Annotated in this window: 19 protein-coding genes, 1 tRNA gene and 1 pseudogene; 10 read left to right on the top strand and 11 right to left on the bottom strand. The window is 71.7% G+C overall.

Annotation, left to right across the window (positions count from 1 at the left end; translation table 11 throughout):
* Positions 1 to 183 precede the first annotated feature (183 nt).
* Entirely contained in the window at positions 184 to 2,055 is a 1,872-nt protein-coding gene (locus AAH979_RS27645; RefSeq protein ID WP_346261049.1) for a S8 family serine peptidase, read from the top strand.
* Between the two features lie 65 nt (positions 2,056 to 2,120).
* On the opposite strand, the gene AAH979_RS27640 is transcribed toward AAH979_RS27645, so the two are convergent.
* The 7 genes and pseudogenes from AAH979_RS27640 to AAH979_RS27610 all read right to left on the bottom strand — a co-directional run bounded on the left by AAH979_RS27640 (position 2,121) and on the right by AAH979_RS27610 (position 9,942).
* Positions 2,121 to 2,900, bottom strand: coding sequence for a 3-ketoacyl-ACP reductase (locus AAH979_RS27640; protein ID WP_346261048.1), 780 nt, complete (start codon positions 2,898 to 2,900; stop codon positions 2,121 to 2,123).
* Positions 2,897 to 4,294 carry a hypothetical protein gene (locus AAH979_RS27635; RefSeq protein ID WP_346261047.1) on the bottom strand — a complete coding sequence of 466 codons (1,398 nt, stop codon included), beginning with the start codon at positions 4,292 to 4,294 and terminating at the stop codon, positions 2,897 to 2,899. The genes AAH979_RS27640 and AAH979_RS27635 overlap by 4 nt, the downstream gene beginning before the upstream one ends.
* Before the next feature lie 98 nt (positions 4,295 to 4,392).
* The gene (locus AAH979_RS27630; RefSeq protein ID WP_346261046.1) at positions 4,393 to 6,885 is read right to left on the bottom strand and encodes an ABC transporter permease; all 2,493 of its coding nucleotides are present in this window, start codon (positions 6,883 to 6,885) and stop codon (positions 4,393 to 4,395) included.
* Positions 6,886 to 7,046: 161 nt separating this feature from the next.
* Positions 7,047 to 7,763 (bottom strand): annotated as a pseudogene (locus AAH979_RS27625) (ABC transporter ATP-binding protein); the annotation flags it as partial.
* A gap of 95 nt (positions 7,764 to 7,858) precedes the next feature.
* The gene (locus tag AAH979_RS27620) at positions 7,859 to 8,665 is read right to left on the bottom strand and encodes a WecB/TagA/CpsF family glycosyltransferase (RefSeq protein ID WP_346261045.1); all 807 of its coding nucleotides are present in this window, start codon (positions 8,663 to 8,665) and stop codon (positions 7,859 to 7,861) included.
* On the bottom strand, positions 8,662 to 9,747 hold the full coding sequence (locus AAH979_RS27615) for an NAD-dependent epimerase/dehydratase family protein (protein ID WP_346261044.1): 1,086 nt from the start codon (positions 9,745 to 9,747) through the stop codon (positions 8,662 to 8,664). Before AAH979_RS27615 ends, AAH979_RS27620 begins: the two co-directional genes overlap by 4 nt.
* 112 nt (positions 9,748 to 9,859) lie before the next feature.
* Positions 9,860 to 9,942 (bottom strand) — tRNA-Leu (locus AAH979_RS27610).
* Positions 9,943 to 10,220: 278 nt separating this feature from the next.
* On the opposite strand from AAH979_RS27610, the gene AAH979_RS27605 reads away from it, so the two are divergent.
* The 7 genes from AAH979_RS27605 to pknB all read left to right on the top strand — a co-directional run bounded on the left by AAH979_RS27605 (position 10,221) and on the right by pknB (position 19,169).
* Complete coding sequence (locus AAH979_RS27605) at positions 10,221 to 11,012, top strand: DUF3662 and FHA domain-containing protein (protein ID WP_318398479.1); 792 nt, start codon at positions 10,221 to 10,223, stop codon at positions 11,010 to 11,012.
* Positions 11,013 to 11,017: 5 nt separating this feature from the next.
* On the top strand, positions 11,018 to 11,500 hold the full coding sequence (locus AAH979_RS27600; RefSeq protein WP_107263173.1) for an FHA domain-containing protein: 483 nt from the start codon (positions 11,018 to 11,020) through the stop codon (positions 11,498 to 11,500).
* Positions 11,497 to 12,915: a PP2C family serine/threonine-protein phosphatase gene (locus AAH979_RS27595; protein ID WP_346261043.1), complete on the top strand. Its 1,419-nt coding sequence runs from the start codon at positions 11,497 to 11,499 to the stop codon at positions 12,913 to 12,915. Before AAH979_RS27600 ends, AAH979_RS27595 begins: the two co-directional genes overlap by 4 nt.
* Positions 12,916 to 13,060: 145 nt before the next feature.
* Positions 13,061 to 14,452, top strand: a complete 1,392-nt coding sequence (locus tag AAH979_RS27590; protein WP_346261112.1) for an FtsW/RodA/SpoVE family cell cycle protein — start codon at positions 13,061 to 13,063, stop codon at positions 14,450 to 14,452.
* The gene (locus AAH979_RS27585) at positions 14,449 to 15,954 is read left to right on the top strand and encodes a penicillin-binding transpeptidase domain-containing protein (RefSeq protein WP_346261042.1); all 1,506 of its coding nucleotides are present in this window, start codon (positions 14,449 to 14,451) and stop codon (positions 15,952 to 15,954) included. Before AAH979_RS27590 ends, AAH979_RS27585 begins: the two co-directional genes overlap by 4 nt.
* A gap of 1 nt (position 15,955) precedes the next feature.
* On the top strand, positions 15,956 to 17,329 hold the full coding sequence (locus tag AAH979_RS27580; protein ID WP_346261041.1) for a protein kinase: 1,374 nt from the start codon (positions 15,956 to 15,958) through the stop codon (positions 17,327 to 17,329).
* Between the two features lie 19 nt (positions 17,330 to 17,348).
* A complete protein-coding gene (gene pknB, locus AAH979_RS27575) occupies positions 17,349 to 19,169 on the top strand; it encodes a Stk1 family PASTA domain-containing Ser/Thr kinase (RefSeq protein WP_346261040.1) in 1,821 nt (606 codons plus the stop codon).
* Positions 19,170 to 19,214: 45 nt separating this feature from the next.
* On the opposite strand, the gene AAH979_RS27570 is transcribed toward pknB, so the two are convergent.
* The 4 genes from AAH979_RS27570 to AAH979_RS27555 are packed head-to-tail and all read right to left on the bottom strand — an operon-like array spanning position 19,215 to position 22,979.
* Positions 19,215 to 19,865 carry an aminodeoxychorismate/anthranilate synthase component II gene (locus tag AAH979_RS27570; protein ID WP_346261039.1) on the bottom strand — a complete coding sequence of 217 codons (651 nt, stop codon included), beginning with the start codon at positions 19,863 to 19,865 and terminating at the stop codon, positions 19,215 to 19,217.
* 4 nt (positions 19,866 to 19,869) lie between these two features.
* Complete coding sequence (locus tag AAH979_RS27565; RefSeq protein ID WP_346261038.1) at positions 19,870 to 20,172, bottom strand: hypothetical protein; 303 nt, start codon at positions 20,170 to 20,172, stop codon at positions 19,870 to 19,872.
* 6 nt (positions 20,173 to 20,178) lie between these two features.
* A complete protein-coding gene (locus AAH979_RS27560; RefSeq protein ID WP_346261037.1) occupies positions 20,179 to 22,173 on the bottom strand; it encodes a class E sortase in 1,995 nt (664 codons plus the stop codon).
* Positions 22,170 to 22,979 (bottom strand): DUF881 domain-containing protein, encoded by an 810-nt coding sequence (locus tag AAH979_RS27555; RefSeq protein ID WP_346261036.1) that lies wholly within the window; start codon positions 22,977 to 22,979, stop codon positions 22,170 to 22,172. The genes AAH979_RS27560 and AAH979_RS27555 overlap by 4 nt, the downstream gene beginning before the upstream one ends.
* A 225-nt stretch (positions 22,980 to 23,204) precedes the next feature.
* Between AAH979_RS27555 and AAH979_RS27550 the strand changes: the two genes are divergently transcribed.
* Both AAH979_RS27550 and AAH979_RS27545 read left to right on the top strand, forming a co-directional pair.
* Positions 23,205 to 23,468 carry a cell division protein CrgA gene (locus AAH979_RS27550; RefSeq protein WP_101368904.1) on the top strand — a complete coding sequence of 88 codons (264 nt, stop codon included), beginning with the start codon at positions 23,205 to 23,207 and terminating at the stop codon, positions 23,466 to 23,468.
* Positions 23,469 to 23,746: 278 nt separating this feature from the next.
* Positions 23,747 to 25,948: a (Fe-S)-binding protein gene (locus tag AAH979_RS27545; RefSeq protein ID WP_346261035.1), complete on the top strand. Its 2,202-nt coding sequence runs from the start codon at positions 23,747 to 23,749 to the stop codon at positions 25,946 to 25,948.
* Positions 25,949 to 25,980: the final 32 nt, after the last annotated feature.

The raw sequence follows: 25,980 nt of genomic DNA, 5'->3' as shown, positions 1-25,980 counted from the left end.
AAGGCACCCGTAAGGGGTGCGGAGTCGGCGTCCGACGCAGTGACAGTCATCTTTCCAGACAGATAGAACGTTCGGGATCTACTGTTCCGCAACGGTTCTGACTAATGTCAGCTCGATCGGTCGTGCTGACCCGTCACTCAACGGGACGGGCTGTCGTGCACCGATCGGAGGGGAGGAGGGGAGATGAGTCTCCCTCGTAGGTCCGTTGTCGTCGGAGTGTCCACTCTGGCCATGATCGCCGCCGCGGCCGTGCCGGCAGCCGCGGCTCCACCGGAAGCACCGGTCCGGGGTGTCGGCGCCGCCAACGCCGTCGCCGACAGCTACATCGTGGTGTTCAAGGACACCGCGGTCGCCCGGGCCAACGTGTCGACGACGGCCCGGGGCCTGATCGGCAAGCATGGCGGCAAGGTGGGCCGCACCTACAGCGCCGCGCTGCGGGGCTTCGAGATCAGCGCCTCCGCACAGGCCGCGCGGCGGATCGCCGCCGACCCGAGCGTGGCGTACGTCGAGCAGAACAAGACGTACCAGATCAGCGGCACCCAGCCGAACCCCCCGTCCTGGGGCCTCGATCGGATCGACCAGCGGAACCGGCCGCTGGACAGCTCGTACACGTACCCGAACACGGCGTCGAACGTGAACGCGTACGTCATCGACACCGGCATCCGGTTCAGCCACAACGACTTCGGCGGCCGGGCGGTGAGCGGGTTCGACGCGGTCGACGGCGGCGCGGCCGACGACTGCAACGGGCACGGCACGCACGTCGCCGGCACGGTCGGCGGTACGTCGTACGGGGTGGCCAAGGCGGCCCGGATCTACGGCGTACGGGTGCTGAACTGCTCGGGCCAGGGCACCACCGCACAGGTGGTCGCCGGGATGGACTGGGTGACCGCGAACGCGGTACGCCCGGCGGTGGCCAACATGAGCCTCGGCGGCGCGGCGGACAGCGCGATCGACACCGCGGTCAACAACTCCATCAACGCCGGCATCACCTATGTGGTGGCGGCCGGCAACGGCAACGCGCTCGGCGTGCGGCAGAACGCCTGCAACTACTCCCCGGCCCGGGTGCCGAACGCCATCACGGTCGGCGCTACCCAGAACAACGACGCGGCGGCGAGCTTCTCCAACTTCGGCACCTGCGTCGACATCCTGGCGCCGGGCGTCGGCATCACCTCCGCCTGGTCCACCGGCGACACCGCCACCAACACCATCAGCGGTACCTCGATGGCGTCGCCGCACGTGGCCGGTGCGGCGGCGATGGTGCTCTCCGCCAACCCGACCTGGTCGCCGCAGCAGGTCCGCGACTACCTGGTCAACAACTCCACGCCCGACGTGGTGACCAACCCGGGCACCGGTACCCCCAACCGGCTGCTCTACGTGGTCAACGAGGGCACCCCGGCGAACGACTTCTCGGTCTCGGTCTCGCCGGGCGCCGGGTCGACCGCGCCGGGCGGCTCGGTGACGGCCACCGTCGGCACCGCCACCACGGCCGGCTCCGCGCAGTCGGTGACGCTTTCGGCGAGCGGCCTGCCGAGCGGCGCCACCGCCACGTTCAGCCCGGCCACGGTCAGCTCGGGCGGTTCGTCCACGCTGACCGTCGCCACCAACAGCAGCACCCCGCCCGGGACGTACCCGCTGACCATCACCGGCACCGGGGCGTCGGCCGCCCGGAGCGCCACCTACACGCTGACGGTGACCGGCACCAGCAGCGGCTGCGCGGCCAGCAACACGACCGACGTGGCCATCCCGGACACCAACGCCAACGTGAGCAGCGGGATCACGCTCTCCGGCTGCAACCGGAACGCCTCCAACCCCTCCACGGTGGCGGTGGAGATCGTGCACACCTACCGGGGTGACCTGGTCATCGACCTGATCGCCCCGGACGGCAGCGCATACCGGCTGAAGAACAGCAGCATCTTCGACGGTGCCGACAACCTGAACGCGACGTACGCCGTCAACCTCTCCTCCGAGCCGGGCAACGGCCTCTGGCGGTTGCAGGTGCGGGACGTCTACTCCGGGGACACCGGCTACATCAACGCCTGGACCCTGACCCTGTAGTGCGTTGACGCGACAGCGAACGGGCCCCTTCCCCAGGCTGGGAAGGGGCCCGCTTCGTCGACGGACTACAGGGTACGCAGGTGGAAGCCGCCGTCCACGTCGATCACCTGACCGGTGCTGAACGGCAGCAGGTCGGTGGCGACCGCCACGACGGCCCGGCCGACGTCGTCCGGCTGCCCCCAGCGCCGGATCGGGGTCAGGCCCTGGTTGAAGATCAGGTCGTCGTACCGGGCCTTGACCGGGCCGGTCATGTCGGTCTCGATCACGCCGGGCCGGATCTCGTAGACGTTGATCCCGTGCTCGGCCAGCCGGGCGGCGTAGAGCTGGGCGGTCATCGCCAGCCCGGCCTTGGTGACGCAGTAGTCGCCCCGGTTGACGCTGGCCGTGTAGGCACTGATCGACGAGATCACCACGATCTTCGGGCGTTCGACCAGGCCGGCGGCCTGCTGCGCGATCATGGTGTTGGCGACGAGCTGGATCAGGAAGTACGGCCCCTTGAGATTGATGTCGACCAGCCGGTCGAAGGACTCCTCCCCGGCCTCCAGCAGGTCCGCCCGGACGCTCGGTGCCACCCCGGCGTTGCTGACCAGCAGGTCGATCCGGCCGAACGCGGTCGTCGTCTCGTCGACCAGGTGCCGCCGGTCCCCGGCCTGGGAGACGTCGGCCCTGACCAGGTGCGCCCGGCCGCCCCGGGCCGCCACCTCCTTACCGACCTGTGCCGCCGCGTCGGCGTTGCTGGCGTAGTTGACCACCACGTCGTAGCCGGCGCCGGCCAGCGCCAGCACCACGCCGCGACCGATGCCCCGCGACCCGCCGGTCACCACCGCCACCGGGCGGCCGGTCACGGGGTCACCCCAACGGTCGGGCCGAAGAAGGTGTAGTACGGCTCGTCCCGGGCGATCCGCTGGAGATAAAGGGCCAGCTCGCGGGCGTGGTAGTCGCCCCACATGCTCGACTCGCCGTTCGGCACCCGCTGCCCGGCCGGTACGTGGTCCCAACCGTTCGGCCGGTGGTAGACCGAGTGCAGCAACAGGCCCTGGTGCCGCGCGTCGGTGCTCAGGTACGGCTCGCCGAAGAGCGTGTCGGCGACGGTCAGCCCGGCCTGCCAGTACTTCCGACCCTCCTCGGTCCGGCCGGCCCGGTCGAGATAGCGGCCCAGCCGGAGCAACCCCTGCGCGCCGATCGCCGCCGCCGAGGAGTCCACCGGCTCGTGCGCGTTGTACGGGTCCGCCGGCCGGTCCAGGTAGTCGCCGAGGCGGACCAGCCCGGGCGCCCCGGTGTCCCAGTACGGCACGCCGTCGGTGGGGGTGTGCGTCAGGTAGAAGTCGCAGGTGGCGGTGGCGGCGCGCAGCATCGTCGCCTCGACGGCGGCCCGGCCGCCGTACGGGGCCAGCTCCTCGTCGGCCAGGATCGCGAGGAACTCCACCTGCTCCGGGAAGCCGAGCATCGCCCAGGCCAGCCCCCGGGTCCAGGTGCTGAACGGCGAGTACCCCTGCTGGGTGCTGGGGCAGCGGTAGCTGCCGTCGTTCACGTTGAAGATCGACTCGTGCGCGGTCCGCCCGGGGATGTCGTAGCTGTCCCGGCCCTCGCCGTAGTAGACGTTCCACCGGGCGGTGTTGCCGGCGTGCTCGACCAGCCGGCGCAGCAGCGAGATCCGCTCGTCCCGCTCGCCCATCAGCACGTGCCCGAGCAGGTGCGACACGGCGAGGGCCCGGCAGGACCGGATGGTGTCGACGAAGAGCGACTGCGGCCCGTTGAACGAGTAGACGTAGCCGGTGCCGTCCGCCGTGGTACGCCAGCGGGCGGCCTGCACCGCACCGGTCAGCTTGAGCGCCAGCTCGTAGAAGTCCCGCTCGGCGCGGTCGGCCGGGATCCGCCCCTCGTTCATCAGCCGCCACAGGTTCCCGTACGTGCTGACGTTGTTGAACCCGTGGTCGTGTACGCCGATGTGGCTGACGTGGCTGGCCATCACCGCCACGGTCTGCTCCCGCCCGGAGTCGAGGAACCGCCGCTCGCCGGTGGCGTCGAACTGGAGCAGCGCGGCGCCGTACTGGAAGCCCTGGGTCCACTCGGTCCAGCCCCGCGCGGTGTACTGCCCGTCCACGGTGAAGACCGGCGAGGCGGCGCCGGGCGGGCAGGTCTTCTCGATCGAGTCGATTTTCTGGGCGGAGACCTCCCAGAGTCGGTCGATCTTGGGTAGCAGCGCGGACGGGGTCAGGCCCTGGTCGATCCTCATCATCGGCCCAGCATAGGAAAGCGCTATCCCAAGCGACAGGGGCACTCGTGCCCGGACCCCGTCCCCCACCGGTTGCCGCACATCCGCCGGTTCTGGTCCACCTACTCCCGTACCCCGGCGAGTTGGGCGGCCGGAGTTCGCAGCGCCAGCACGGCCGGCACCAGGCTGGCCAGCACGGCGGCGAGCAGGCACCCGGCCGCGATCAACGTGATCGGCAACCACGGCACGCTGATCTGCGGCTGCGCCACCAACTCGGCCAACCGGGCCCGCAGCCCGGCCAGCATCGCGGCGGCCACCAGCGCGGCGAGCGCCGTACCGGCCAGCCCGACCAGCATCGCCTCCAGGCCGATCATCCGCAGTACCTGTCCGGGCGTCGCGCCGGTCAACCGGAGCACCGCCAGCTCCCGACGCCGGTCGTTGGTCGCCATCACCAGCGTGTTCGCGATCGCGATGCCGGTGTAGAGCAGCGCCATCCCGAGTACCGCCAGCAGGGCGACCCGGTTCTGCTCGTACTGCACGGCGTCCCCCACCACCAGGTGCTCGGCGGTCGGCAGCACCCGCCCGCCACCGGCGACGGCTGCCGCGTCGAGCGCCGCCGGATCGCCGCCGTCCAGGTAGACCACGTCGGCGCCGCCGCCGGGCTGGTGCGCCCGGCCCAGCTCCCAGGGCAGCAGCAGGGTCCGGTCCAGGTCGACCGAGTCGGTGAGTACGGCCACCACCCGCAGCCGTACCTCGGTCGTGTCGGCGAGCCACACCTGGACCCGGTCGCCGACCCGCCAGCCCATCGACCGGCTCACCGCCACCGTGTCCGTACCGGTCAGCCCGTCGACCGAGCCCGCCACGACCGGCAGTCGCAGCACCCGGTCCAGCCCCGCCCCGACGTACCGGGCGGAGTACTCCTCGGCGTAGTCGTCGCTGCGCACGTACACCTCGCCCGGCCGGCTCGGGACGGCGGCGCGCACCCCGGCGACCCGGCCGAGCGCCGCGACCGTCGGATCGGCCAGCCCGACCGGGCCGCTCGCGATCGCCACGGCGCCGGCGGTGACCCGCTCCCGGGCGGAACGCTGCTCGGCCTGCCAGAGCGTCGCGGTCAGCGGCAGGGTGGTGGCCGCGATGCCGACGGTGACCAGGATCGGGGCGGCGGTGGCGGAGGTCCGGCGCAGCGCGCTCAGCGCACTCGACCTGACGAGCATGCCGGTCTGCCCCCGCAGCGGAGCGCCGAGCAGCGGCACGAGCACCCGGATCAGCACCGGTGCGAGCAGCCCGGCGGCGGCCAGGGCCAACTGGGCGACCAGCATGACCATGGCCAGGCCGTCCGAGACCCCGATCTCCGGCAGGGCGGTGAGCAGCAGCACCGCGCCGCCGAGGAAGAGCAGCCCGAACAGCCAGCGCCCCCAGCCCATCACCCGGGTGTCGACCGACGCCTCGCGCAGCGCCTCGACCGGGCGTACCCGGGCCGCCCGCCGGGCGGCGACCCCGGCGCCGAGCAGTGCGACCAGCAGACCGACCCCGGACGCGGCGAGCAGCGGCCAGAGGATGAACCGGGCCGTGAAGTCCTCCGGCGCGAAGCCGGACCGGGCCAGCCAGTGCGCGTACGGCGGCGCGGTGACCAGGCTGAGCGCGCTGCCGGCCAGCCCGGCCAGCACCCCGACGAGTACCGCCTCGCCGAGCACCAGCCGGCGGATCTGCCGGGGGGTGGCTCCGGTGGTACGCAGCAGGGCGAACTCGCGCCGGCGCTGGGCGACCGCGAACGAGAAGGTACCCGCGACCACGAAGACCGAGACGAAGGTGGCCACCCCGGCGGTGGTACCCAGCAGGGACGCCGCGATGGCCAGCTCGTCGCCGTCCGGATCCGGCTCGGCGGCGCGCCGCTCGTCGCCGGTGAGCACCCGGAACCCGGGCGCGGCGGCGCGGACCCGCTCCGCCAGCGTGCCGGCGGAGACGCCGTCGCCGGCCCGGAGCGCCACCGCGGTGATCCGGTCGCCGGCCAGCGCGGCGGCGGCCGGGTCGGTGAGGAAGGCGACCGTCGGCCCGTCCTCGTCCGGTGTGCCGGAGACCGGCGCCAGCACCCCGCTGACGGTGAACGTCCGTGGCCCGTCCGGGGTCTGTACCGGGATTCGATCACCCGGCCGGTGCCCGCCCGGCGAGGTCGACACCACCTCGCCGTCCACCGTGGGCGGCCGGCCCGACAGCGGGCCGTACCCGCCCAGCGCGGCAGCCGACCACGGTCGGGCGATCCCGGCCGTACCGGCCAGGTCCACCGGGACCTGACGGTCGGGTACCGCCGAGGCGACCCCCGGTACGGCGCCCAGCCGGGCCACCAGCTCGGCCGGTACCGGCCGCGAGTACGCCGTATCCGTGGTCGAGGTGTACCGCTCGTCGCCGGTACCCGTGCTGACGCTTACCGACTTCGGCCCGGTCACCACCACGTCGGCGTTCCGGTACCACGTCGGGGCCCGATCCGTGCCGCCGACGCTGGCCGCCAGGGCGAGCCCGGTGGTGGCCAGCAGGCAGACGCCGAGACAGAGCGCGACGAAGGTGCCGACGAACGCCGTCCAGCGGCTCCGGAACGTCTGGCCGGCGAGCGTCAGCACGGCGCGACCCGCTCCGGCCCGACCGCTCCGAGCCGATCCCATCCGGGCCGATCCCATCCGGGCCGATCCCATCCGAGCCGGTCCGGTGCGAGCCGGTCCGCGCCGAGTGGGGCCGGTGTGAGCCGGACCGGCTCCGGGGCGGTGGCCTCGGGTACGGCCGGCTCCAGGGCGGTCATCCGCTCCGCCACCGCCGACGCGGTCGGTTGGCGCAGTTCGTCGGCCACCCGACCGTCGGCGAGGAAGACCACCCGGTCGGCGTACCCGGCCGCCACCGGATCGTGGGTGACCATCACGATCGTCTGCCCGGCCCGGTCCACCTGCCCGCGCAGCAGCCGCAGCACCTCGCGTCCGGCCGTCGAGTCCAGCGCGCCGGTCGGCTCGTCCGCGAAGAGCACCCGGGGACGGGTGATCAGCGCGCGGGCGATCGCGACCCGCTGCTGCTGGCCTCCGGAGAGCTGGGCCGGCCGGTGCCGGGCCCGTCCGGCCAGCCCCACCGCGGCGAGCGCGGCCCGGACGTCACCCCGGCGCGGCCGGCGCCCGGCCAGCCGCAGCGGCAGTGCCACGTTCTGCTCGGCGGTGAGCGCGGAAAGCAGGTTGAAGGACTGGAAGACGAAACCGATGGTGTCCCGGCGCAGCAGCGTCAGCTTCGTCTCGGAGAGCCCACCGAGGTCGACGTCGCCGACGGTCACGCTGCCGGCGGTCGGCCGGTCCAGGCCGGCCGCACACTGCAACAGCGTGCTCTTGCCGGAACCCGACGGACCCATCACCGCCGTAAACGTGCCGCTGGCGAAACCGAGGGTTACCCGGTCCAGCGCGGTGACCGCGCTGTCGCCCGAGCCGTACCGTCTGCTGACCTCCGCCAGCCGCACCGCGTCCATGGCAGTGAGTCAATCGGACCGGGCACCGGCGAAACACTCCCGGCGACCGGCCTCTCCCGGGTAGGGGCAGCCCTACCCGGACCCGGACGGGCGGGTCAGACCGCGAAGGTGGCCGGGCGGTCGTTCGCCGGAGCCGGCGGGGTGGCCTTCCAGATGCCGAGCCGCTGCGCGGTCAGCCGGGCCACGTACGCCGGGTTGAGCACCATGTAGCGGTGGAACAGGCGCTTCGGCTCCAGGCCGAACCGCCACAACCACTCCAGGCCGACCCGCTGCATCCACGGTGGCGGCTTGCGGAGCAGGCCGGCGTGGTAGTCGAAGGCCGCACCGACCGCCATCAGCGGCATGTCGAGCAGCGGCCGCATCGCGTACGCGAAGATCTCCTGCCGGGGGCAGCCGAGCCCGACCAGCACGAGCCGGGCCCCGGAGGAGCGGATCCGGTCGGCGATCTCGGCGTCCTCGCCCGGCCGGGCCGGCCGGAACTTCGACGACTCCACCCCGGCGATCTTCAGGGCCGGGAACATCCGCTCCAGCTCCGGGATCAGCCGGGCGAGCGTGGCGTCGGTGGAGCCGTAGAGATAGACCGGCATGCCCTCGTCGGCGAACCTGGCCAGCACGCTCAGCGTCAGGTCGGGGCCGTAGACCCGTTCGGCCAGCGCGGCGCGGTGCAACAGGTTGAGCGCCCACCGCACGGGCTGCCCGTCCGGGGTGACCACGTCGAAGGCGTTGAGCCGGGCGTTGTGCGCCGGATCGAGCACCCCGGTCATCACCCCGTGCACGGCCAGCGCGGTCAGCGCCATCGGCCGGCGCTCCCGACCGGCGGCCACCACCTGCTCGGTCGCGGCCTCGTAGTCGACCGCGTCGACCAGGACACCGAGCACGTTCCGCTTACCCCGCGAGATCACGCCTTCTCCCCGCCCTGCGGCACCCACTTGTCGACGTTGGCGGCGTAGATCTCCTGGAGGATCATCGGCACGTCGTAGATCTGCTTCCAGTGCGGGTAGTCGCGCTGGAAGGCGGCGTTGGAGCCGATCCACCACTGGTGGTCGCCGACCCGGTTGGCCTCGTGGTATTCCGTGACCATCTCCTGCCCGGTGATCTGCTCGGCCAGCGCGAACGCCTCCAGGTGCGAGCAGTTCGAGTGCCGCCCGCCGCCGAGGTTGTAGACCGCGGCCGAGCGGGGCTCCCGGAAGAACGCCTCGAAGGCGGCGACCACATCGTGGCTGTGGATCGCGTCCCGGACCATCTTGCCCTTGTATCCGAAGATCTTGTACGTCCGGCGCTCCATGTTGCAGCGCATCACGTACGCCAGGAAGCCGTGCAGCTCGGTGGCGGAGTGCGCCGGACCGGTCAGCGTGCCGCCCCGGAAGCACGCGGTCTTCATGCCGAAGTAGCGACCGTACTCCTGCACCATCACGTCCGCGGCGACCTTGGAGGCGCCGAAGACCGAGTGCAGCGAGGCGTCGATCGACATGTCCTCCTTGATGCCGTCGAAGTACGGGTGGTCCGCCGCGAGTTCCCAGCGGGTCTCCTGCTCGACCAGCGGGAGGCTGTTCGGCCGGTCGCCGTAGACCTTGTTGGTGGAGCAGTGGATCACCGGCGCGTCGATGCAGTGCTCGCGGACGTTCTGCAGGACGTTCAGCGTGCCGCCCGCGTTCACGTCGAAGTCGGTGTACGGGTCGCGCAGGGCCCAGTCGTGCGAGGGCTGTGCGGCGGTGTGGATCACCACGCCGATGTCCCGGCCGTACCGCCGGAAGATCTCGGCCAGCGCGTCCCGGTCGCGGATGTCCACGTCGTGGTGCGTGTACGCGTCGCCGAGGTCACTGGTGAGCCGCAGCACGTTCCACGCGGTGGACGCCTCCGGGCCGAAGAACCGCCGGCGCATGTCGTTGTCGATTCCGACCACGTCCAGGCCGAGCCCGGCGAAGTGCCGGACCGCCTCGGATCCGATCAGGCCGCCGGATCCGGTCACCAACGCGACTGTCACACGTCACTCCTGGTTCGCCCTCGGGTCGGAAACCACCGGAGCATAGCGCGGTGGCGCCTTTGCCCCGATATGAACGAGGGGCCCCGTGTCACCACGGAGCCCCTCGAAGCGGTGGGGAAGGGGGGAGTTGAACCCCCACGCCCTTTCGGGCACACGGACCTGAACCGTGCGCGTCTGCCATTCCGCCACTTCCCCTTGCGAGGCGTGACCCGCGTCGCCCCGTGCCCTCTCGACGAAAGGGCTCGGACCAACCCGGCTCATCCCCCGAGCGCGCCACAGGACAATAACAATCATGTCCGGAGCCCGCTCTTCGGCATGTGCCGGGACATACTACGCTGTCCCTACTGCCGCTGCGGGCGTTACTGCCCGCAGCGGATGGAAGAGTAGCACGACCAACCCCGGCCGCTGAGGAGAGGCCGGCTGCAGGCGGCCGAGCGGCGTGCGAGCCGCACGTGCGGCGGCCGGATACCATCATGTCCTCGGAACCCGAGGAGGAGCCGGTGAGCGTGCTGCAACGCTTTGAGAAGCGTCTGGAGGGCCTGGTCGAGGGGGCCTTCGCAAAGGTGTTCAAAGGGGTCGTGCACCCTGTCGAGATCCTCAACGCGATGCAGCGGGAGGCAGAGGCGCACAAGGCGATCCTCGCCGGTGGGCGCACCCTGGTACCCAACCGCTACGTGATCGATCTCTCACCGTACGACCACAGTCGGCTGGCGCCGTACGCCGCCGCGCTGGCCCAGGAGTTGGCCCAGTCGCAGGCGGAGTTCATCGGCGAGCAGGCGTGGACGGTCTACGGCGACGTCATCGTCGAGATCGAGCGCGGGGACGGTCTCGACACGGGGATGTTCCGGGTCACCGCCGAGGTCTACACCGGCGGCGACGTCGCCCCGGTGCACCAGTCGCCATACGACCAGCAGCCGGGTGGCTACCCGCCGTACGACCAGGGCGGCGGCTACGGCCCACCGCCGGGACACGGCGCCGGTGGTCGCAACATCCGGCTCGTCTCCGGCGACGGCCGCACCTATCCGTTGCAGATGGGTTCGACCGTGATCGGCCGGGGTGACCAGGCGAACCTGCGGCTGCCGGACGTCGGCATCTCCCGCCGGCACGCCCGGCTCGACTTCGACGGTGCCCAGGTGGTGCTGACCGATCTCGGGTCGACCAACGGCACCATGGTCAACGGGCAGCGGGTCTCGGCCGTGGCGCTCAACCCGGGCGACATGATCCAGCTCGGCACCACCACCCTGACCTTCCGCGTGGACGGCTAACCACCTTGCCCCCATTTGTTATCACCGTTGCCCGGATCGGCTTCATCGTCCTGCTGTGGATCTTCGTCTTCACGGTGGTCGGGGTGATCCGTCGGGACCTCTTCGCCGGCGCGAGGTCCAGTCGCCTCGTCGCCGCGCCGCGCGGGGTGGGGGCCGCGCTGGGACAGAACAAACCGGCGAAGGTCAAACGGGGCCGGGCGGCGCACCAGCTGGTCGTCACCGGCGGCCAACTCGCCGGTACGCGGATCACGCTCGGCGAAGCACAGATCACCATCGGCCGGGCGGAGGACTCCACGCTGGTGATCACCGACGACTACGCCTCGGCCCGGCACGCCCGGCTCGTGCCCCGATCCGGGCAGTGGTTCGTCGAAGATCTCGGCTCGACTAACGGGACCTACCTCGATCGCGCTAAGGTCACCGGACCTACCCCCGTCCCCCTCGGCGTGCCGATCCGGATCGGCCGCACTTCTCTCGAATTACGGCCATGACTCTGACCCTGCGTTACGCGGCGCACAGCGACCGCGGGCTGATCCGAGACGGCAATCAGGATTCCGTCTATGCCGGGCCACGGCTTCTCGCCGTGGCCGACGGCATGGGTGGGATGGCCGCCGGTGACGTCGCCAGCAACATCGTCATCGGTGCCATGGCCCCGCTCGACGAGGACGTCCCGGGTGACGCCCTCGTCGACGCGCTGCGTTCGGCCGTGGACACCGCCAACCAACAGTTGCGCGACACCGTGGACGCCAATCCGCATCTCGAGGGGATGGGCACCACGCTCACCGCTCTGCTCTTCTCGGGCAGCAAGATCGGCATGGTGCACATCGGTGACTCCCGTGCCTATCTGCTCCGCGAGGGCGAGTTCGCCCAGATCACCAAGGACGACACGTACGTCCAGATGCTGGTCGACGAGGGCCGGATCAGCCTGGAGGAGGCGAGCAGCCACCCGCAGCGGTCGCTGCTCACCCGGGCGCTGGACGGTCGCGACATCGACCCCGAATACTCCGTACGCCAGGTCCGCACCGGTGACCGCTACCTGATCTGCAGCGACGGGCTCTCCGGCGTGGTGAGCGCGGAGACCATCGCGGACACCATGCGCAACCTCAAGGACCCCCAGGCCTGCGTCGAGCGGCTGGTGCAGCTCGCCCTCCGGGGCGGCGGTCCGGACAACATCACCGTGATCATCGCGGACGCCAGCGACCAGGACATCCTGGAGGCGGCCCCGATAGTCGGCGGCGCGGCCTCCCGGGACCGGGGCATGGCGACCTCGGCCGACGACTCGACGCCGGCCGCCCGGGCCTCGGCGCTCTCCCCGCCGCGTCCGGCCAGCCCGGAGCCGGCCGAGCCCGAACCGGCCGGCGACGACGAGTCGATGCGTCCGCACCGGCATCCGCTGCGTACCGCCGTAATCGTGGTGGCGCTGCTCGGAGTGGTCGGCGCGGGACTCTGGTTCGGCTGGGACTACACCCAGCGGCAATATTATGTCGGTGCCACCGACGACGGTCAGCTCGCGGTCTTCCAGGGCATTCCGGGCCGGATCGCCGGGCTCGACCTGTCGAACGTGCACGCGACCAGCCCGACGAAGCTGGACGACCTGACCGACGCCGCCCAGGAGCAGGTGAAGCAGGGCATCCAGGCCGACGACGAGCCGGACGCGGTACGCCGGCTCGCCGAGCTGACCAACGAGGACCCGGGCAACCCCAACCTGAAGCCGCTCTGCCAGCCGAGCGCCACGCCCGGCCCGACCCCCACGCCGAGCGCCACCACGCCGACCCCGTCCGCGCCCACTCCTACCCCCGGCCAGACCGTGCGGGCGACCGCCACTCCGGCGGACACGCCCGACGCGCCACCGTCCGACCCGATCCCGCCGGTCACCGACCCTGCGGGATGCCGGTCGATCGAGTGAGCGTCAGCTCCGACGATCCGAGGGAATTCACGTGACCGCCCCGCCTGGATCGGCATCGACGCCCGCACCAACGGGCGAGCTGCCACGTGTCCGATTCGCCGCCAGGTCCAGGCGGAATGCCGAGTTGGCGCTGCTGCTGCTGGCCATGGTCGTGGTGGCGGCGTACGCGGCGACGGCCGAGGCGAACCTGCTCGACACGGTGACGTTCGACTTCTGGGTGCCGATCGCGTCGATCACCGCCGTCTTCCTGGCGATCCACGTGGTGATCCGGTTCCTGGCGCCGTACGCCGATCCGGTGCTGGTGCCGGCGGTCGCCCTGGTCAACGGCCTCGGCGTGGCCTTCCTGCGCCGGCTGGACCTGGGCCGGACCACTCCCGAGGAGCGCGCCGACCTCACCATGTTCTCCGGCACCGGTGGGCGGCAGCTCGCCTGGACGCTGCTCTCGGTGGCGCTCGCCGCCGGGCTGCTGGTGCTGATCCGCGACCACCGGGCGATCTCCCGGTACGCCTACACCCTGGTCCTGGCCGGCATCGTTCTGGTGATCACCCCGGCGCTGCTACCCGCCAAGTATTCGCAGGTGAACCCGCAGTCGGACGCCAAGCTGTGGATCAGCGTCGGCGGGTTCACGATCCAGCCGGGTGAGTTCGCCAAGCTGGCCCTGCTGGTCTTCTTCGCCTACTACCTGGTGCGCAAGCGCGAGGTGCTCTCGCTGGCCAGCCGGCGTTTCCTCGGCATCGACTTCCCGCGCGGCCGGGACCTCGGCCCGGTCATCGTGGTCTGGCTGATCAGTCTCGGGGTGCTGGTCTTCCAGAAGGACCTCGGCACCTCGCTGCTCTACTTCGGCATGTTCGTGGTCACCCTCTACATCGCCACCGAACGGGTCAGTTGGCTGATCATCGGCCTGCTGCTCTTCTTCGGCGGTGCCGTGCTCGCCTGGTATCTCGGCAGCACCGTCGGGGGCCCGTTCGCCAGCTTCTACACCCGGGTGGACATCTGGCTCGACCCGTACGGCGACCCGTACGGCAGTGGTTGGCAGACCCTCCAGGGGCTGCTCGGGCTGGGTACCGGTGGGCTCTTCGGGACCGGCCCCGGCGCCGGGCAGCCGACCGAGATTCCCGAGGTGCACACGGACTTCGTCTTCGCCGGGCTGGGCGAGGAGATCGGGCTGTTCGGGCTCTCCGCGCTGCTGGTGGTCTACCTGCTGATCATCGAGCGGGGGCTGCGGGCCGCGCTGGCCGTCCGCGACTCGTTCGGCAAGCTGCTCGCCGGGGGCCTCTCCTTCACGGTCTGCCTCCAGCTCTTCGTGATCATCGGTGGGGTCAGCGGTCTCATCCCGCTCACCGGCCAGACCACGCCGTTCCTCTCCGCCGGTGGTTCGTCGCTGATGGCGAACTGGCTGCTGGTCGCGGCCCTGCTCCGGATCTCCGACGCCGCGCGCCGGCCGGTCGACTCCGCTTCCCCGGCCCGGCCCAGCGGGACACCCGCCGGGCCGCCGGCACAATTGCACGGCGCCACAACGGAGGTGATCAGGCCATGAACGCACCGTTGCGCAAGATCGGCGTCGTCGTGATGGTCCTGTTCGGCCTGCTCTTCGTCAACCTCAACTACGTGCAGGCGTACAAGGCCGACGAATATCGCAACAGCGACTACAACGGCCGGGTCCAGGTCGCCGAGTACGAGCGCAAGCGCGGGATCATCGAGGCCGGCGGAACGCCCCTGGCGACCAGCAAGGAGACCAGCGGCAAACTCAAGTTCCTCCGCACCTACCCCAAGGGCGAGGTGTACGCGCACGCGCTCGGGTACAAGCCGGTCAACCTGGCCGACACCGGCATCGAGAAGAGCGAGAACGACTTCCTCGCCGGCACCAGCGACCAGCTCTTCGGCGACCGGGTGCGGGACCTCTTCACCGGCAACCAGACCGCCGGCGGGAACATCCTGCTCACCCTCTCCCCCCGGGCCCAGGAAACCGCCTACCGTGAGCTGGCCAACAACCGCAACGACGTGACCAAGGGTGCGGCGGTGGCGCTCGACCCCACCACCGGGGCGATCCAGGCACTCGTCTCGATGCCGAGCTTCGACCCGAACCCGCTGGCCGACCACGACACCAAGCAGGCCCAGGCGGCGTACGACCAGCTCGACGCGGCCAAGGACGGCCCGCTGAAGAACCGGGCGCTCTCCGAAACCTTCCCGCCGGGCTCCACCTTCAAGGTCATCACCTCGGCCGCCGCGCTGGAGAACGGGTACGACCCCGGCCAGCGGATCCCGGCCGGTCCGAACTACCTCGCGCCGACCGCCGGCCAGCCGATCCGCAACGCGGCGCCGAGCATCTGCCCGGAGGCCCAGGTGACGCTGACCCAGGCGTTGACCGAGTCCTGCAACACCGGGTTCGCCCAGCTCGGGGTCAAGCTCGGTGCCGACAAGCTCAAGGACGAGGCCCGCCAGTTCGGGTTCGAGGACGACGAGCTGACCGTGGGTCGGCTCAACGGATCGGGCCAGAAGGTGGCGGCCAGCCGTACCGGCGAGATGGCCACCCCGGACGGCAACGACGACCCGCCGCAGGTGGCCATGTCCTCGATCGGGCAGAACGACGTCCGGATGACCCCGTTGCAGGGCGCGCTGATCGCGGCCACGGTGGCCAACGACGGGCGGCAGATGCGGCCCTACCTCGTGCAGCAGCAGCTCGGCCCGGACCGCACCACCGACTACTACACCGCGGTCCCCAAGGAGCTGCGCGAGCCGGTCAGCGCCGACGTCGCCAAGCAGCTCCAGGACATGATGGTCAGCGTGGTGCAGAACGGCACCGGCAGGAACGCGAGGATCAACGACTACCGGGTCGGCGGCAAGACCGGTACCGCCGAGACCGGTGGAAACAGCGACGACCACGGCTGGTTCATCGGGTTCGCGATCAACGACGCCGGCAAGCCGGTCTCCGCGGTCTGCGTCTTCCTGGAGGCCGCCGGGCCGGGTGGCAGCGCCGAGGCGGCGCGGATCAGCCAGCTGATCATGCGGGCGGTCATCACCGACCGGGGAGGCCGCTGAGATGCTGAAGCCCGGAGTGCTGCTCGGTAACCGGTACCGCCTTGACGAGCGGATCGCCGGCGGCGGCATGGGCGACGTGTGGCGGGGCACCGACGAGGTGCTCGGCCGTACGGTGGCGGTCAAGATCCTGCTGCCGGCGCTGCTGGACGAGCCGGGCTTCGCCGAGCGCTTCCGGGGTGAGGCCCGGACCATGGCCACCATCAACCACCCCGGGGTGGTGGACGTCTACGACTACGGCAGCGACCAGCAGATCGCCTTCCTGGTCATGGAGTACGTCGAGGGCGACGCGCTGTCCCGGACGCTGAGCCGGGTCGGCCGGCTCACCCCGGCCCGCACCATGGCACTGGTCGCGCAGGCCGCCGACGCGTTGCAGGCGGCGCACGACAAGGGCATCGTGCACCGGGACGTGAAGCCGGGAAACCTGCTGGTCCGGCCGAACGGCACGCTGGTGCTCACCGACTTCGGCATCGCCCGCTCGGCCCTGGTCGGCCAGCTCACCGCCGCCGGCTCGGTGCTCGGCACGGCGTCGTACATCTCGCCGGAGCAGGCGGCCGGCGAGGTCGCCACCGCCTGCTCCGACGTGTACGCGCTCGGGGTGGTCGCGTACCAGTGTCTCGCCGGCCGGCGGCCGTTCGAGGGCAACAGCGCGATCGAGATCGCCATGAAGCACGTCCGGGACACTCCCCGGCAGCTTCCCGGCGACATCCCGCCGGCGATCCGGGCGATCGTCGAGCGGTCGATGGCGAAGGACCCGAAGGCCCGCTGGCAGAGCGCCGCCGAGCTGGCGGCGGTGTCCCGGCAGGCCGCCGCCACGATCGGGATGGCCAACCAGCCCGGCCGGCCGGTCGCCTCGCTGCCGGTGCCGCCGCAGCGCCCCGCACCGCAGCCACCCGCGCCCGCGATGCCGCCCCGGCCGACCTCGGTCCCGCCCGCGCCCCGGGTGCCACCCGGCGCCGCGCGGGTGGCATCGCCCGCACCGCACTCGCCGGCCGTCGGGCCGGTGGCGCGGCCGCCGGCCGGCGCGGCGCCGGTCGGACCCGGCGGTTACAACCGGGGTGCGGCTGCGGTGCCGCAGCCGGTCCGGCCCCGGCCGGAGGCCGCATACTCGTATCCGGGGCGTCCGGCTTCACCGCCGCCGTCGCCCGGGAACCGCTCGTTGCTGATCGCGCTCTTCGTCGTGCTTGGCCTGTTGGTACTGATCTGCTCGGGCGTGATTGCCTTCAAGTTGACAGAGAACCGAAACCAGAACAGCAGCATGCCAGCGCCCCAGGCGGCGACAACGGAATTGCGGTCGGAAGCCGGACGCGACGCACCACCCGGTGCGCCGTACCGTCTGGTGCAGCGGACCGTGGGCCCCGACGGGGTGACCAGATGAGCGAAGGACGACAGACGAGATGACGGCGCAGGCCCGCCTGCTGGGTGGCAGGTACCAGGTCGGCGAGCTGCTCGGTTACGGCGGCATGGCCGAGGTGCACCGTGGGCGCGACCTCCGGCTCGGCCGCGACGTCGCGATCAAGATGCTTCGTACCGATCTGGCCCGTGACGACACCTTCCAGATGCGTTTCCGGCGAGAGGCGCAGAACGCCGCGTCGCTGAACCACCCGGCAATCGTCGCCGTCTACGACACCGGCGAGGAGATCGCGCCGACCGGCGAGACGCTGCCGTTCATCGTCATGGAGTTCGTCAACGGCCGGACGCTCAAGGAGGTACTCGCCGCCGAGGGTCGGCTGATGCCCCGGCGGGCCCTGGAGATCACCGCCGACGTCTGCGCGGCGCTGGAGTTCAGCCACCGGCACGGCATCATCCACCGGGACATCAAGCCCGGCAACGTGATGATGACCCAGACCGGCCAGGTCAAGGTGATGGACTTCGGCATCGCCCGCGCGCTGGCCAGCGGTGCCACCACGATGACGCAGACCAGCGCGGTGATCGGTACGGCCCAGTACCTCTCCCCGGAGCAGGCCCGGGGCGAGGCGGTGGACGCCCGGTCGGACGTCTACGCCGCCGGTTGTGTCCTGTTCGAGCTGCTCTGCGGCCATCCGCCGTTCGTGGGCGACAGCCCGGTCAGCGTCGCCTACCAGCACGTACGGGAAGATCCGCCGTCGCCGAGTGATCTGAACCCGGACGTCACCCCGCCGATCGACGCGATCGTGCTCAAGGCGCTGTCGAAGAACCCGCTCAACCGCTACCAGAGCGCGGCGGAGATGCGGGCCGACCTGCTCCGCGCGGCGGCCGGCCGGCCGGTGATGGCCACCCCGGTGCTGCGCGAGGACGAGACGATGGCGATGTCGCACACCGCCACCACTCGGCCGATCCAGACCGGCGGGGGCCGGCCGATGCCGCCGGCCCGGGTCGGCGACGCCCGGCGCCGCAAGGCGTCCGCCTGGGTGATCGCCACGCTGAGCGGTCTCGGGGTGCTCGCGGTGATCGCCCTGGTCGCCGCCCTGATGCTCAACAACAACAACAACGGCGGCGGCACGCCGGCCGACGTCGAGGTGCCGGACGTGGTCGGCAGCACCCAGGAGGCCGCCGAGAACACGCTGCGCCAGGCCGAGCTGACCCCCAAGCTCGGCGCGGCGGACACCAGCGACGACTGCGAGGTGGGGGAGGTCACCTCGCAGAGCCGGCAGCCGAACTCCAAGGTCGACCCGGGCACCGAGGTCGAGATCCGGGTCTGTGCCGGCCCCGGCACCGTGACGATCCCGGCGAACCTGGTGGGCGGGCGGTTCGAGGCGGTCGAAGGCCAGCTCAAGGGCCTCGGACTGACCGTGCAACGCAAGGACGTGAACAGCACCGAACCGAAGGGCATCGTCACCAAGGTCGATCCCGACGAGGGTGAGAAGGTCGCCCCGCGCAGCACCGTGACCGTCGAGGTCTCCCGGGGCAACGTCGTCGAGGTGCCTCGGGTCCTCGGGCTCCAGGAGGACGAGGCCCGGGATCGGCTGAGGGAGGCCGGCTTCGAGGTAAAGGTCGTCGACGGTGAGCCGGTGCCGCCCGCCGAGGCCGGCGAGGTGACCGGGCAGAACCCGCCCGGCGGGTCGAAGAGGGCGACCAGCACAACCGTGACGATCACCGTGAGCGTGCCGGAAGAGGAAGACGACCCGACCCCGCCCACCCCCACGCCCTCGCCCACCACCGGGACGGGCAACGGCGGCGGCGGGGGTGGGCTGTTCCCACCGGTGAACCCGTCGGCGACCCGCCCGGAATCACGCTGATCGCACCTGTGCGGCCCGGTCAGACCGCGCCGGGAGTGGCGCGGGTCAGACCGTGACGAAGGCGGCCCGGCGCCGGGCGTCGACCTCGGCAGCCAGCGCGGGAGCCCGGTCCAGTGCGGCGGGCAGGCCGCAACCGGCGAGCCAGTTGGCCAGCATCAGGTGGCCACCCTCGGTCAGCACCGACTCGGGGTGGAACTGCACGCCCTCGATCGGCAGGTCACGGTGCCGGATCGCCATCACCACGCCCGACTCGGTCCAGCCGGTGACCTCGATCTCCGCCGGCAGGGTCTCGGGCAGTACGGCGAGCGAGTGGTACCGGGTCGCGGTGAACGGGTCCGGCAGCCCGGCCAGTACGCCCACGTCCCGGTGCCGCACCTCGGACGTCTTGCCGTGCAGCAACTCGGGTGCCCGCTCGACGGTCGCCCCGAAGGCGGCGCCGATGGCCTGGTGGCCGAGGCAGACGCCGAGGATCGGCAGCCTGCCGGCGTACTCGCGGATCACGTCGAGGCAGACACCGGCCCGGTCCGGGGTACCGGGGCCGGGAGAGAGCAGCACCCCGGCCACGTCGAGCCGGCCCACCTCGGCGAGGTCGATCTCGTCGTTGCGGCGTACCTCGCAGTCGGCGCCGAGCTGGCCCAGATATTGCACGAGGTTGAAGACGAACGAGTCGTAGTTGTCGATCACGAGGACGCGCATCGGCCTACCTGCTCGGGCTCGGGGGCGGGGTGTTGTTCCGGGTGGTGTCGTACGGCAACTCGTGCCCGTCGCCGGACGGCTCACCGCCGACCCCCGGATCCTCGCCGTCCACCCCCGGCTCGCCGGCCGGATCACCGGGAACGCCGTCGTCCTGGGTCACCTGGACGTCGTCGAATGGCAGCAGCGGTTCGGCCCACGGAAAGACGACGTACCAGAGCAGGGCGAGCAGGCTCGCGGTGATCAGCAGCGAGCCGATCAGCTTGCCCGGAACTCCGAACGGCAGCTTGCGCCAGATCCACGCGTACATCGCCGGTCAGCCGTCCAACTCGGGTGGCCGGGGCGAGCCGACCGCCTTCAGCTCGGTACGGATCAGTTCGGCGTGCACGATCAACCGCTGGTAGTTGTCGAACTTCGGGTTGCAGGTGGTCAGGGTCAACATCGCCTTCGTCGCCTTCGCACCCGGTTTGCCGGGGACCGGGGCGACCACCTCGACCTGGGACGGCCGGACGATCCGGGTCTGTGACACGTGGTAGACGAACCAGGCGTCCTTGGACTCCACCACGATCGCGTCGCCGTCGTCGAGTTCGTCCAGCCGCCAGAAGGTGGCCCGGTTCCGGTGACCGGCGACCGAGAAGTTGCCGACCTGGCCGGGCAGGGCGCTGGTCGGATAGTGGCCGGGGGCGTACCGGATATCCTTCTGGGTGACGCCCTCGACGACCACCCAGTGCTTGTCCAGCTTCGGGATGTAGAGGCCGGCGATCGGCTTGCCCGGCACCGGCTTGATCGGCTTCGGGGTACCGGTGGGAGTCGGGCCGACCGTCGGGTCGGGCTCGTCCCACTGCTGGGCCAACTGCTGGCCCAGGTCGTCCTGGTGCGCGTTGACGATGGTCGACTTGCCCCAGACCTCGTACGCCGCGAAGAGCAGGACGACCAGGCCGAAGGTGATCAGCACCTCGCCGGTGGCCCGGATGCCGGTCCGGATCCGGGAGCCGATCGACGGCCGGGTCAGCTCGGAGTAGACGCTCTTGTAGCCCTCGCCGGTCTGCTCCGGCCGGAGCCGGACGACCCGCTCACCGCGCCGGGGACGCTGGTCGGCGTCCGCCCCGCCGTCCCCGCCGTCGTCGGTCGCCGGTCGGGGCGGGATCGCGCCGATCAGCGCGGTGGACTCGATGTCCTCCTGGCGGGGCGCGGCTGCGGGCCGGACCTGCGGCAAGGCGGTGGTGGCGCCGTCGGCTCCGGAGCCGCGGTGCGGCATGGGCGGGATCGGCGCGGTGGTCTCCGGGTCCCGCGACGGCGCGACGGCCGGGATGAGCGTCGTCGGGCTGTCGGCGCGACCGGTCCTGTGGACCTGCCCGGCCGCACCGGTCCCCGCGACGTGGCCGGTCCCCGCGACGTGGCCGGTCCCTGCGACGTGGCCGGTCCCTGCGACGTGGCCGGTCCCTGCGACGTGGCCGGTCCCTGCGACGTGGCCGGTCCCCGCGGTTCCGGGGACGTGACCGGTCACGTGAGCCTGGCCGGTCCCGTCGAGTTGCGCGGGTGCGCCGCCGAGCCGGTCGGGCGTACCGCCGGGGGTCGGCCGGGCGGCGCCAGCGGAAGCCGCCGGCGGCGCCCAGGGGTCGGGGACGGCCGGCGCGGGGGCCCGGCGGCCGAGGTCGGCATCCGGGGACGGTTCCCAATGGCCGGGGTCGGCGGCCGGGGACGGCTCCCAGGCGCCCGGTCGGACCGCTGGTGCCGGCTCCCGGCGGTCGGGGCCTGGTCCCGGCGGCCAGCGCTCCGAATCGGCTGTCCCGTCCCGCCGGCTGGCGGGCGGCGCTGACTCCCGGCGGTCGGCCGGAGGGTGGGCGATCCGGAACTCGGGCTCGACCGGCGAGTACGGCTGCGGGCGGTAGCTCTCGACCGGACCCCGGCGCTCGCCCGGGTGACCGTGCTCTCCCGGACGCGGCTCCGGCGGACCGGACGGGGCGCGCCCGACCGGATCGGCGCTCGGATAGCGGCCGGAGTCGCCGACGGGCGGTCCGATGGTGCCGTGCGCGGGCAGGTCCATGGTGTCGTGCGCGGCCGGCGGTGGCGGCTCGGGCGCACGCGGTGCCCGGCCCGGCGGCGGTGCCACGACGTGGTCAACGGTGATCCGCAGGCGGCGGCCGCCCGGCTCCGCCGGCTCCGGGCGGGGCGGACGCGCTGCCCGGTCGGTCTCCGGTGGCTCGTCGGCCTCCGGCAGCCGGGGAATGTACATGGTCGGGTCGTCGCCGTCCGGCGCGCGGTGCCGACCGTTGCGGGCGGAGTTCGGGTCGCCGGTCACCGGGCTCACCCAGGAACCTTGGCCGACCGGAGTCCGCCGGGACCGTCGTACGCGGGAACCGTCACGCTAGGCTCCACTGCCTCGTGGTATCCGAGGTGGTAATGGGTGACCGCGTCCTTGAACAACCGGACCCCCTCGGACGCGGCGAGTGCTCGCTGTAGTGCGGCGGGATTGCCGATGGCGGTGATTCGGAACGGTGGTGAATACACCCGGCCGTGCAGGAGCAGAGTGTTCCCCACGCAGCGTACCGCGCTGGTGGAGAGGACACGGACACCCATGATGGTCATGGCCTCGGCACCTCCGGCCCAGAGCGCGTTGACCACGGCCTGCACGTCGCCCTGGTGCACCACGAGATCGTCGTTGCGGGCGTCGGTCGGCAACTTGCCGTCGCTCTGCTGCGGCGCGTCATCGAGTTCGACGGAGATCCCCGGGCCGGTCAGCGCGGTGAACCCGGCCGCTTCCCGGCTGCCCGTGGCCCGGTCCCGCTGGGCCGCCACCCGGCCGTCGGAGCCGCCGAGCGCCTCGGTCTGGCTCTCCACGTCGTCGCGGAGCGCGGCGGCCCGCTCCTGGCCCGAGGCCACCTGCTCGCGGCGGTCCTCGATGAGCTGGGCGAGCTCCGGGCGACGGTCCTCGCGCAGCGAGGTGCCGCCGGCGGTGGTGGCCGTGGTGGTGAAGAGCAGCCCGGCGGCGAGCGCGATCAGGGGTACGCCTACCGACCACCCGGGGCGGCGCTCGGCCGACCGCCGGGGCAGCAGCCCCACGGCGGCGCGGCGGAGCACCTTCCGCCAGGACGCGACGCCGGAGGTGTACTCCATCGAGCCTTCCCCCTCACGATCATGCCAATATGCTAATTATGTCCTAATCGCGGGAATTACCGAGGCGATCCGGGCGTTCAACCGTCCGTACCCAGATGCCCGGGTCCGTGGCCTGAACGGGTTCTCGCGACTACGCTAGCTGTCGAACATTATTGGCCATGGACCGTCGCCCTTGCGTCCGGTTGTCAGGCCGGACGAGGATCACCACCCCCTCAGGAGAGCGCCGTGCCCAAGTCTCAGGTACGTAAGAAGAAGGTGTACACCCCGCCGACGGACGTCCGTCCCACGTCCACGGCGGCGACCCGCAAGCCTAGCCCGGTCTGGCTGCCAGCCACGGCGGTCGGGTTGATCGTCTTCGGCATCGGCTGGCTGGTGGTCTTCTACCTGTCCGACATGGAATACCCCGTCGCCACCTGGCGGTACTGGAACCTCGCCATCGGCTTCGGTGCGATGGTCGGCTCGCTCGGCCTGCTCTCCCGCTGGCGCTGACCGCGGCCCGGGTTTCCCGCTCCGGCGGTCCCGACCCGTGGTCGACCGCCCGGTCGAGCCGGGGCGACGGTGCCGGCCGGTCCGCCCGGCGGCCCCACCCGGGCCGGCGCGTACCTCGCACCGCCCAGCTCGGCTGTGACGACCGTCGCTGCGAGGATAGTCACGTTACCAACGAGTAACCTCGCCGCGTAGGCTGCGTACATCGCCGCCGCCGGTCGACAGACCGCCGGCCGGGCGGCGGACGAGGGCAGGCAGCAGGACGGGGAGGGCCAACAGGCATGGGCAGCGTCCAGATCGTCACCACGATCCTCGCCGCCGGCATCACCGCGGTCGCGGTGTGGCTGGCGACCCGCGCGGTGCTGCGGATGACCGCGGTGATCCGGCTCGGCCAGCCCGACCCGGGGCGGTTCACCGACCGGGGCGTCCGGGCCCGGAACATGCTGGTCGAGACGCTCGGCCACACCCGGATGCTGCGCTGGAGCGTGGTGGGCGCCGCGCACTGGTTCGTGATGGTCGCCTTCGTCGTCCTGTCGCTGCTTGTGCTGGAGGCGTACTTCGAGGTGGTCAGCCCGACCGGCGGACTGCCGCTGGTCGGGCACTGGGTCGGCTATGGCCTGGTCACCGAGCTGATCGGGATCCTCGGGGTGGTCGGGATCCTGGTGCTGATCGGCATCCGGCTCGGCAACCGGCCGGGCAACCCGACCCGCCGGTCCCGGTTCACCGGCTCGACCATGTGGCAGGGCTACTTCGTCGAGGCCGTGGTGCTGGCCGTACTGGTCTGCGGGTTCCTGATCCGGGGCTTCAAGGTCGCCACCGACCACTTCGAGTTCCCGGCCTGGGCCACCCCGGTCAGCCACGCGATCGGCGCGCTGCTGCCGGCCTGGGACGCGGGCACCAGCGTCACCGCCCTGGTGAAGATCGCGATCTCGATGACCTGGGTCATCGTCATCTCGCTGAACGTGACCATGGGTGTCGCCTGGCACCGGTTTGCCGCCTTCCCCAACATCTTCTTCAAGCGCGACCCCGGCCGGGCCGGCTCCGGGCTCGGCGCGCTGCGCCCGATGACCAGCAACGGCAAGCCGCTCGACTTCGAGGAGGCCGACCCGGAAAAGGACCAGTTCGGGGTGGCCCAGGTCGAGCAGTTCACCTGGAAGGGCCTGCTGGACTTCACCACCTGCACGGAGTGCGGGCGGTGCCAGTCGCAGTGCCCGGCCTGGAACACCGGCAAGCCGCTCTCGCCGAAGCTGCTGGTGCTGTCGCTGCGCGACCACGCGTACGCCAAGGCGCCGTACCTGCTGGCCGGCGGCGGCAAGGACCTGACCGGTGAGGAGAAGGCGACCGAGGCCCAGTTGGCGCACGTCGACGTGCTGGCGCTGGCCGAGGCGAACCGGCCGCTGATCGGCGGTGCCGAGGAACTCGGGGTGATCGACCCGGACGTGCTCTGGTCCTGCACCACCTGCGGGGCCTGTGTCGAGCAGTGCCCGGTCGACATCGAGCACGTCGACCACATCGTGGACATGCGCCGCTACCAGGTGCTGATCGAGTCGAGCTTCCCGTCCGAGGCCGGCGTGATGCTGCGCAACCTGGAGAACAAGGGCAACCCGTGGGGAGCCCCGCCGAACACCCGGGAAGACTGGACCAAGGGGCTCGACTTCGAGGTGCCCCGGGTCGGCGAGGTCGAGGACTTCGAATATCTGTTCTGGGTCGGCTGCGCCGGGGCCTTCGAGGACCGGGCCAAGAAGACCACCCGAGCGGTGGCCACCCTGCTGCACTCCGCCGGGGTGAACTTCGCCATCCTCGGCGAGGGCGAGACCTGCTCCGGCGACCCGGCCCGGCGGATCGGCAACGAGTTCGTCTTCCAGATGCTCGCCCAGCAGAACGTGGAGACCCTGAACGAGGCGTTCGGCGACCGTGAGCCGGCGAAGCGCAAGATCGTCGCCACCTGTCCGCACTGCTTCAACACCCTCGGCAACGAGTACGGCGAACTCGGCGGCCAGTTCGAGGTCGTGCACCACACCCAGTTGCTGGCCCACCTGGTCGCCGAGGGCCGGCTCACCCCGGTCCAGCCGGTGGACGGCGGGCTGACCTACCACGACCCGTGCTACCTGGGCCGGCACAACCGGATCTTCACCCCGCCGCGCGAGGTGCTCGGCGCGGCCGCGGCCGACGGGATCACCGAGATGCCGCGCAACCAGGAGCGCTCCTTCTGCTGCGGCGCGGGCGGTGCCCGGATGTGGATGGAGGAGCGGATCGGCAAGCGGATCAACGTCGACCGGGTCGAGGAGGCGATGTCGACCGGCGCGAAGACGGTCGCGGTCGGTTGCCCGTTCTGCTCGACGATGCTGAACGACGGGGTCAACGGCAAGGAGGCCGGCGACCAGGTCGAGGTGGTCGACGTCGCCACCGTGCTGCTCCGCTCGGTCAAACCGGCCGCCCCGACCGCCGCCGCCGACCCGGAACCGGCCGGCACCGCCGGCTGAGCGCACCGGCCGGGCGCGGTCCCCAGCGCCGT

Origin of the sequence: Plantactinospora sp. ZYX-F-223 (assembly GCF_039649625.1) — a bacterium.
Lineage (GTDB): Bacteria > Actinomycetota > Actinomycetes > Mycobacteriales > Micromonosporaceae > Plantactinospora.
This window is presented reverse-complemented; position numbering and strand designations above follow the sequence as displayed.

Coding starts and splice junctions, on each gene's coding strand:
- AAH979_RS27645 (WP_346261049.1), top strand. CDS start 184: ATGAGTCTCCCTCGTAGGTCCGTTGTCGTCGGAGTGTCCACTCTGGCC.
- AAH979_RS27635 (WP_346261047.1), bottom strand. CDS start 4,294: ATGATGAGGATCGACCAGGGCCTGACCCCGTCCGCGCTGCTACCCAAG.
- AAH979_RS27605 (WP_318398479.1), top strand. CDS start 10,221: ATGTCCTCGGAACCCGAGGAGGAGCCGGTGAGCGTGCTGCAACGCTTT.
- AAH979_RS27595 (WP_346261043.1), top strand. CDS start 11,497: ATGACTCTGACCCTGCGTTACGCGGCGCACAGCGACCGCGGGCTGATC.
- AAH979_RS27590 (WP_346261112.1), top strand. CDS start 13,061: ATGGTCGTGGTGGCGGCGTACGCGGCGACGGCCGAGGCGAACCTGCTC.
- AAH979_RS27585 (WP_346261042.1), top strand. CDS start 14,449: ATGAACGCACCGTTGCGCAAGATCGGCGTCGTCGTGATGGTCCTGTTC.
- AAH979_RS27580 (WP_346261041.1), top strand. CDS start 15,956: ATGCTGAAGCCCGGAGTGCTGCTCGGTAACCGGTACCGCCTTGACGAG.
- pknB (WP_346261040.1), top strand. CDS start 17,349: ATGACGGCGCAGGCCCGCCTGCTGGGTGGCAGGTACCAGGTCGGCGAG.
- AAH979_RS27570 (WP_346261039.1), bottom strand. CDS start 19,865: ATGCGCGTCCTCGTGATCGACAACTACGACTCGTTCGTCTTCAACCTC.
- AAH979_RS27565 (WP_346261038.1), bottom strand. CDS start 20,172: ATGTACGCGTGGATCTGGCGCAAGCTGCCGTTCGGAGTTCCGGGCAAG.
- AAH979_RS27555 (WP_346261036.1), bottom strand. CDS start 22,979: ATGGAGTACACCTCCGGCGTCGCGTCCTGGCGGAAGGTGCTCCGCCGC.
- AAH979_RS27545 (WP_346261035.1), top strand. CDS start 23,747: ATGGGCAGCGTCCAGATCGTCACCACGATCCTCGCCGCCGGCATCACC.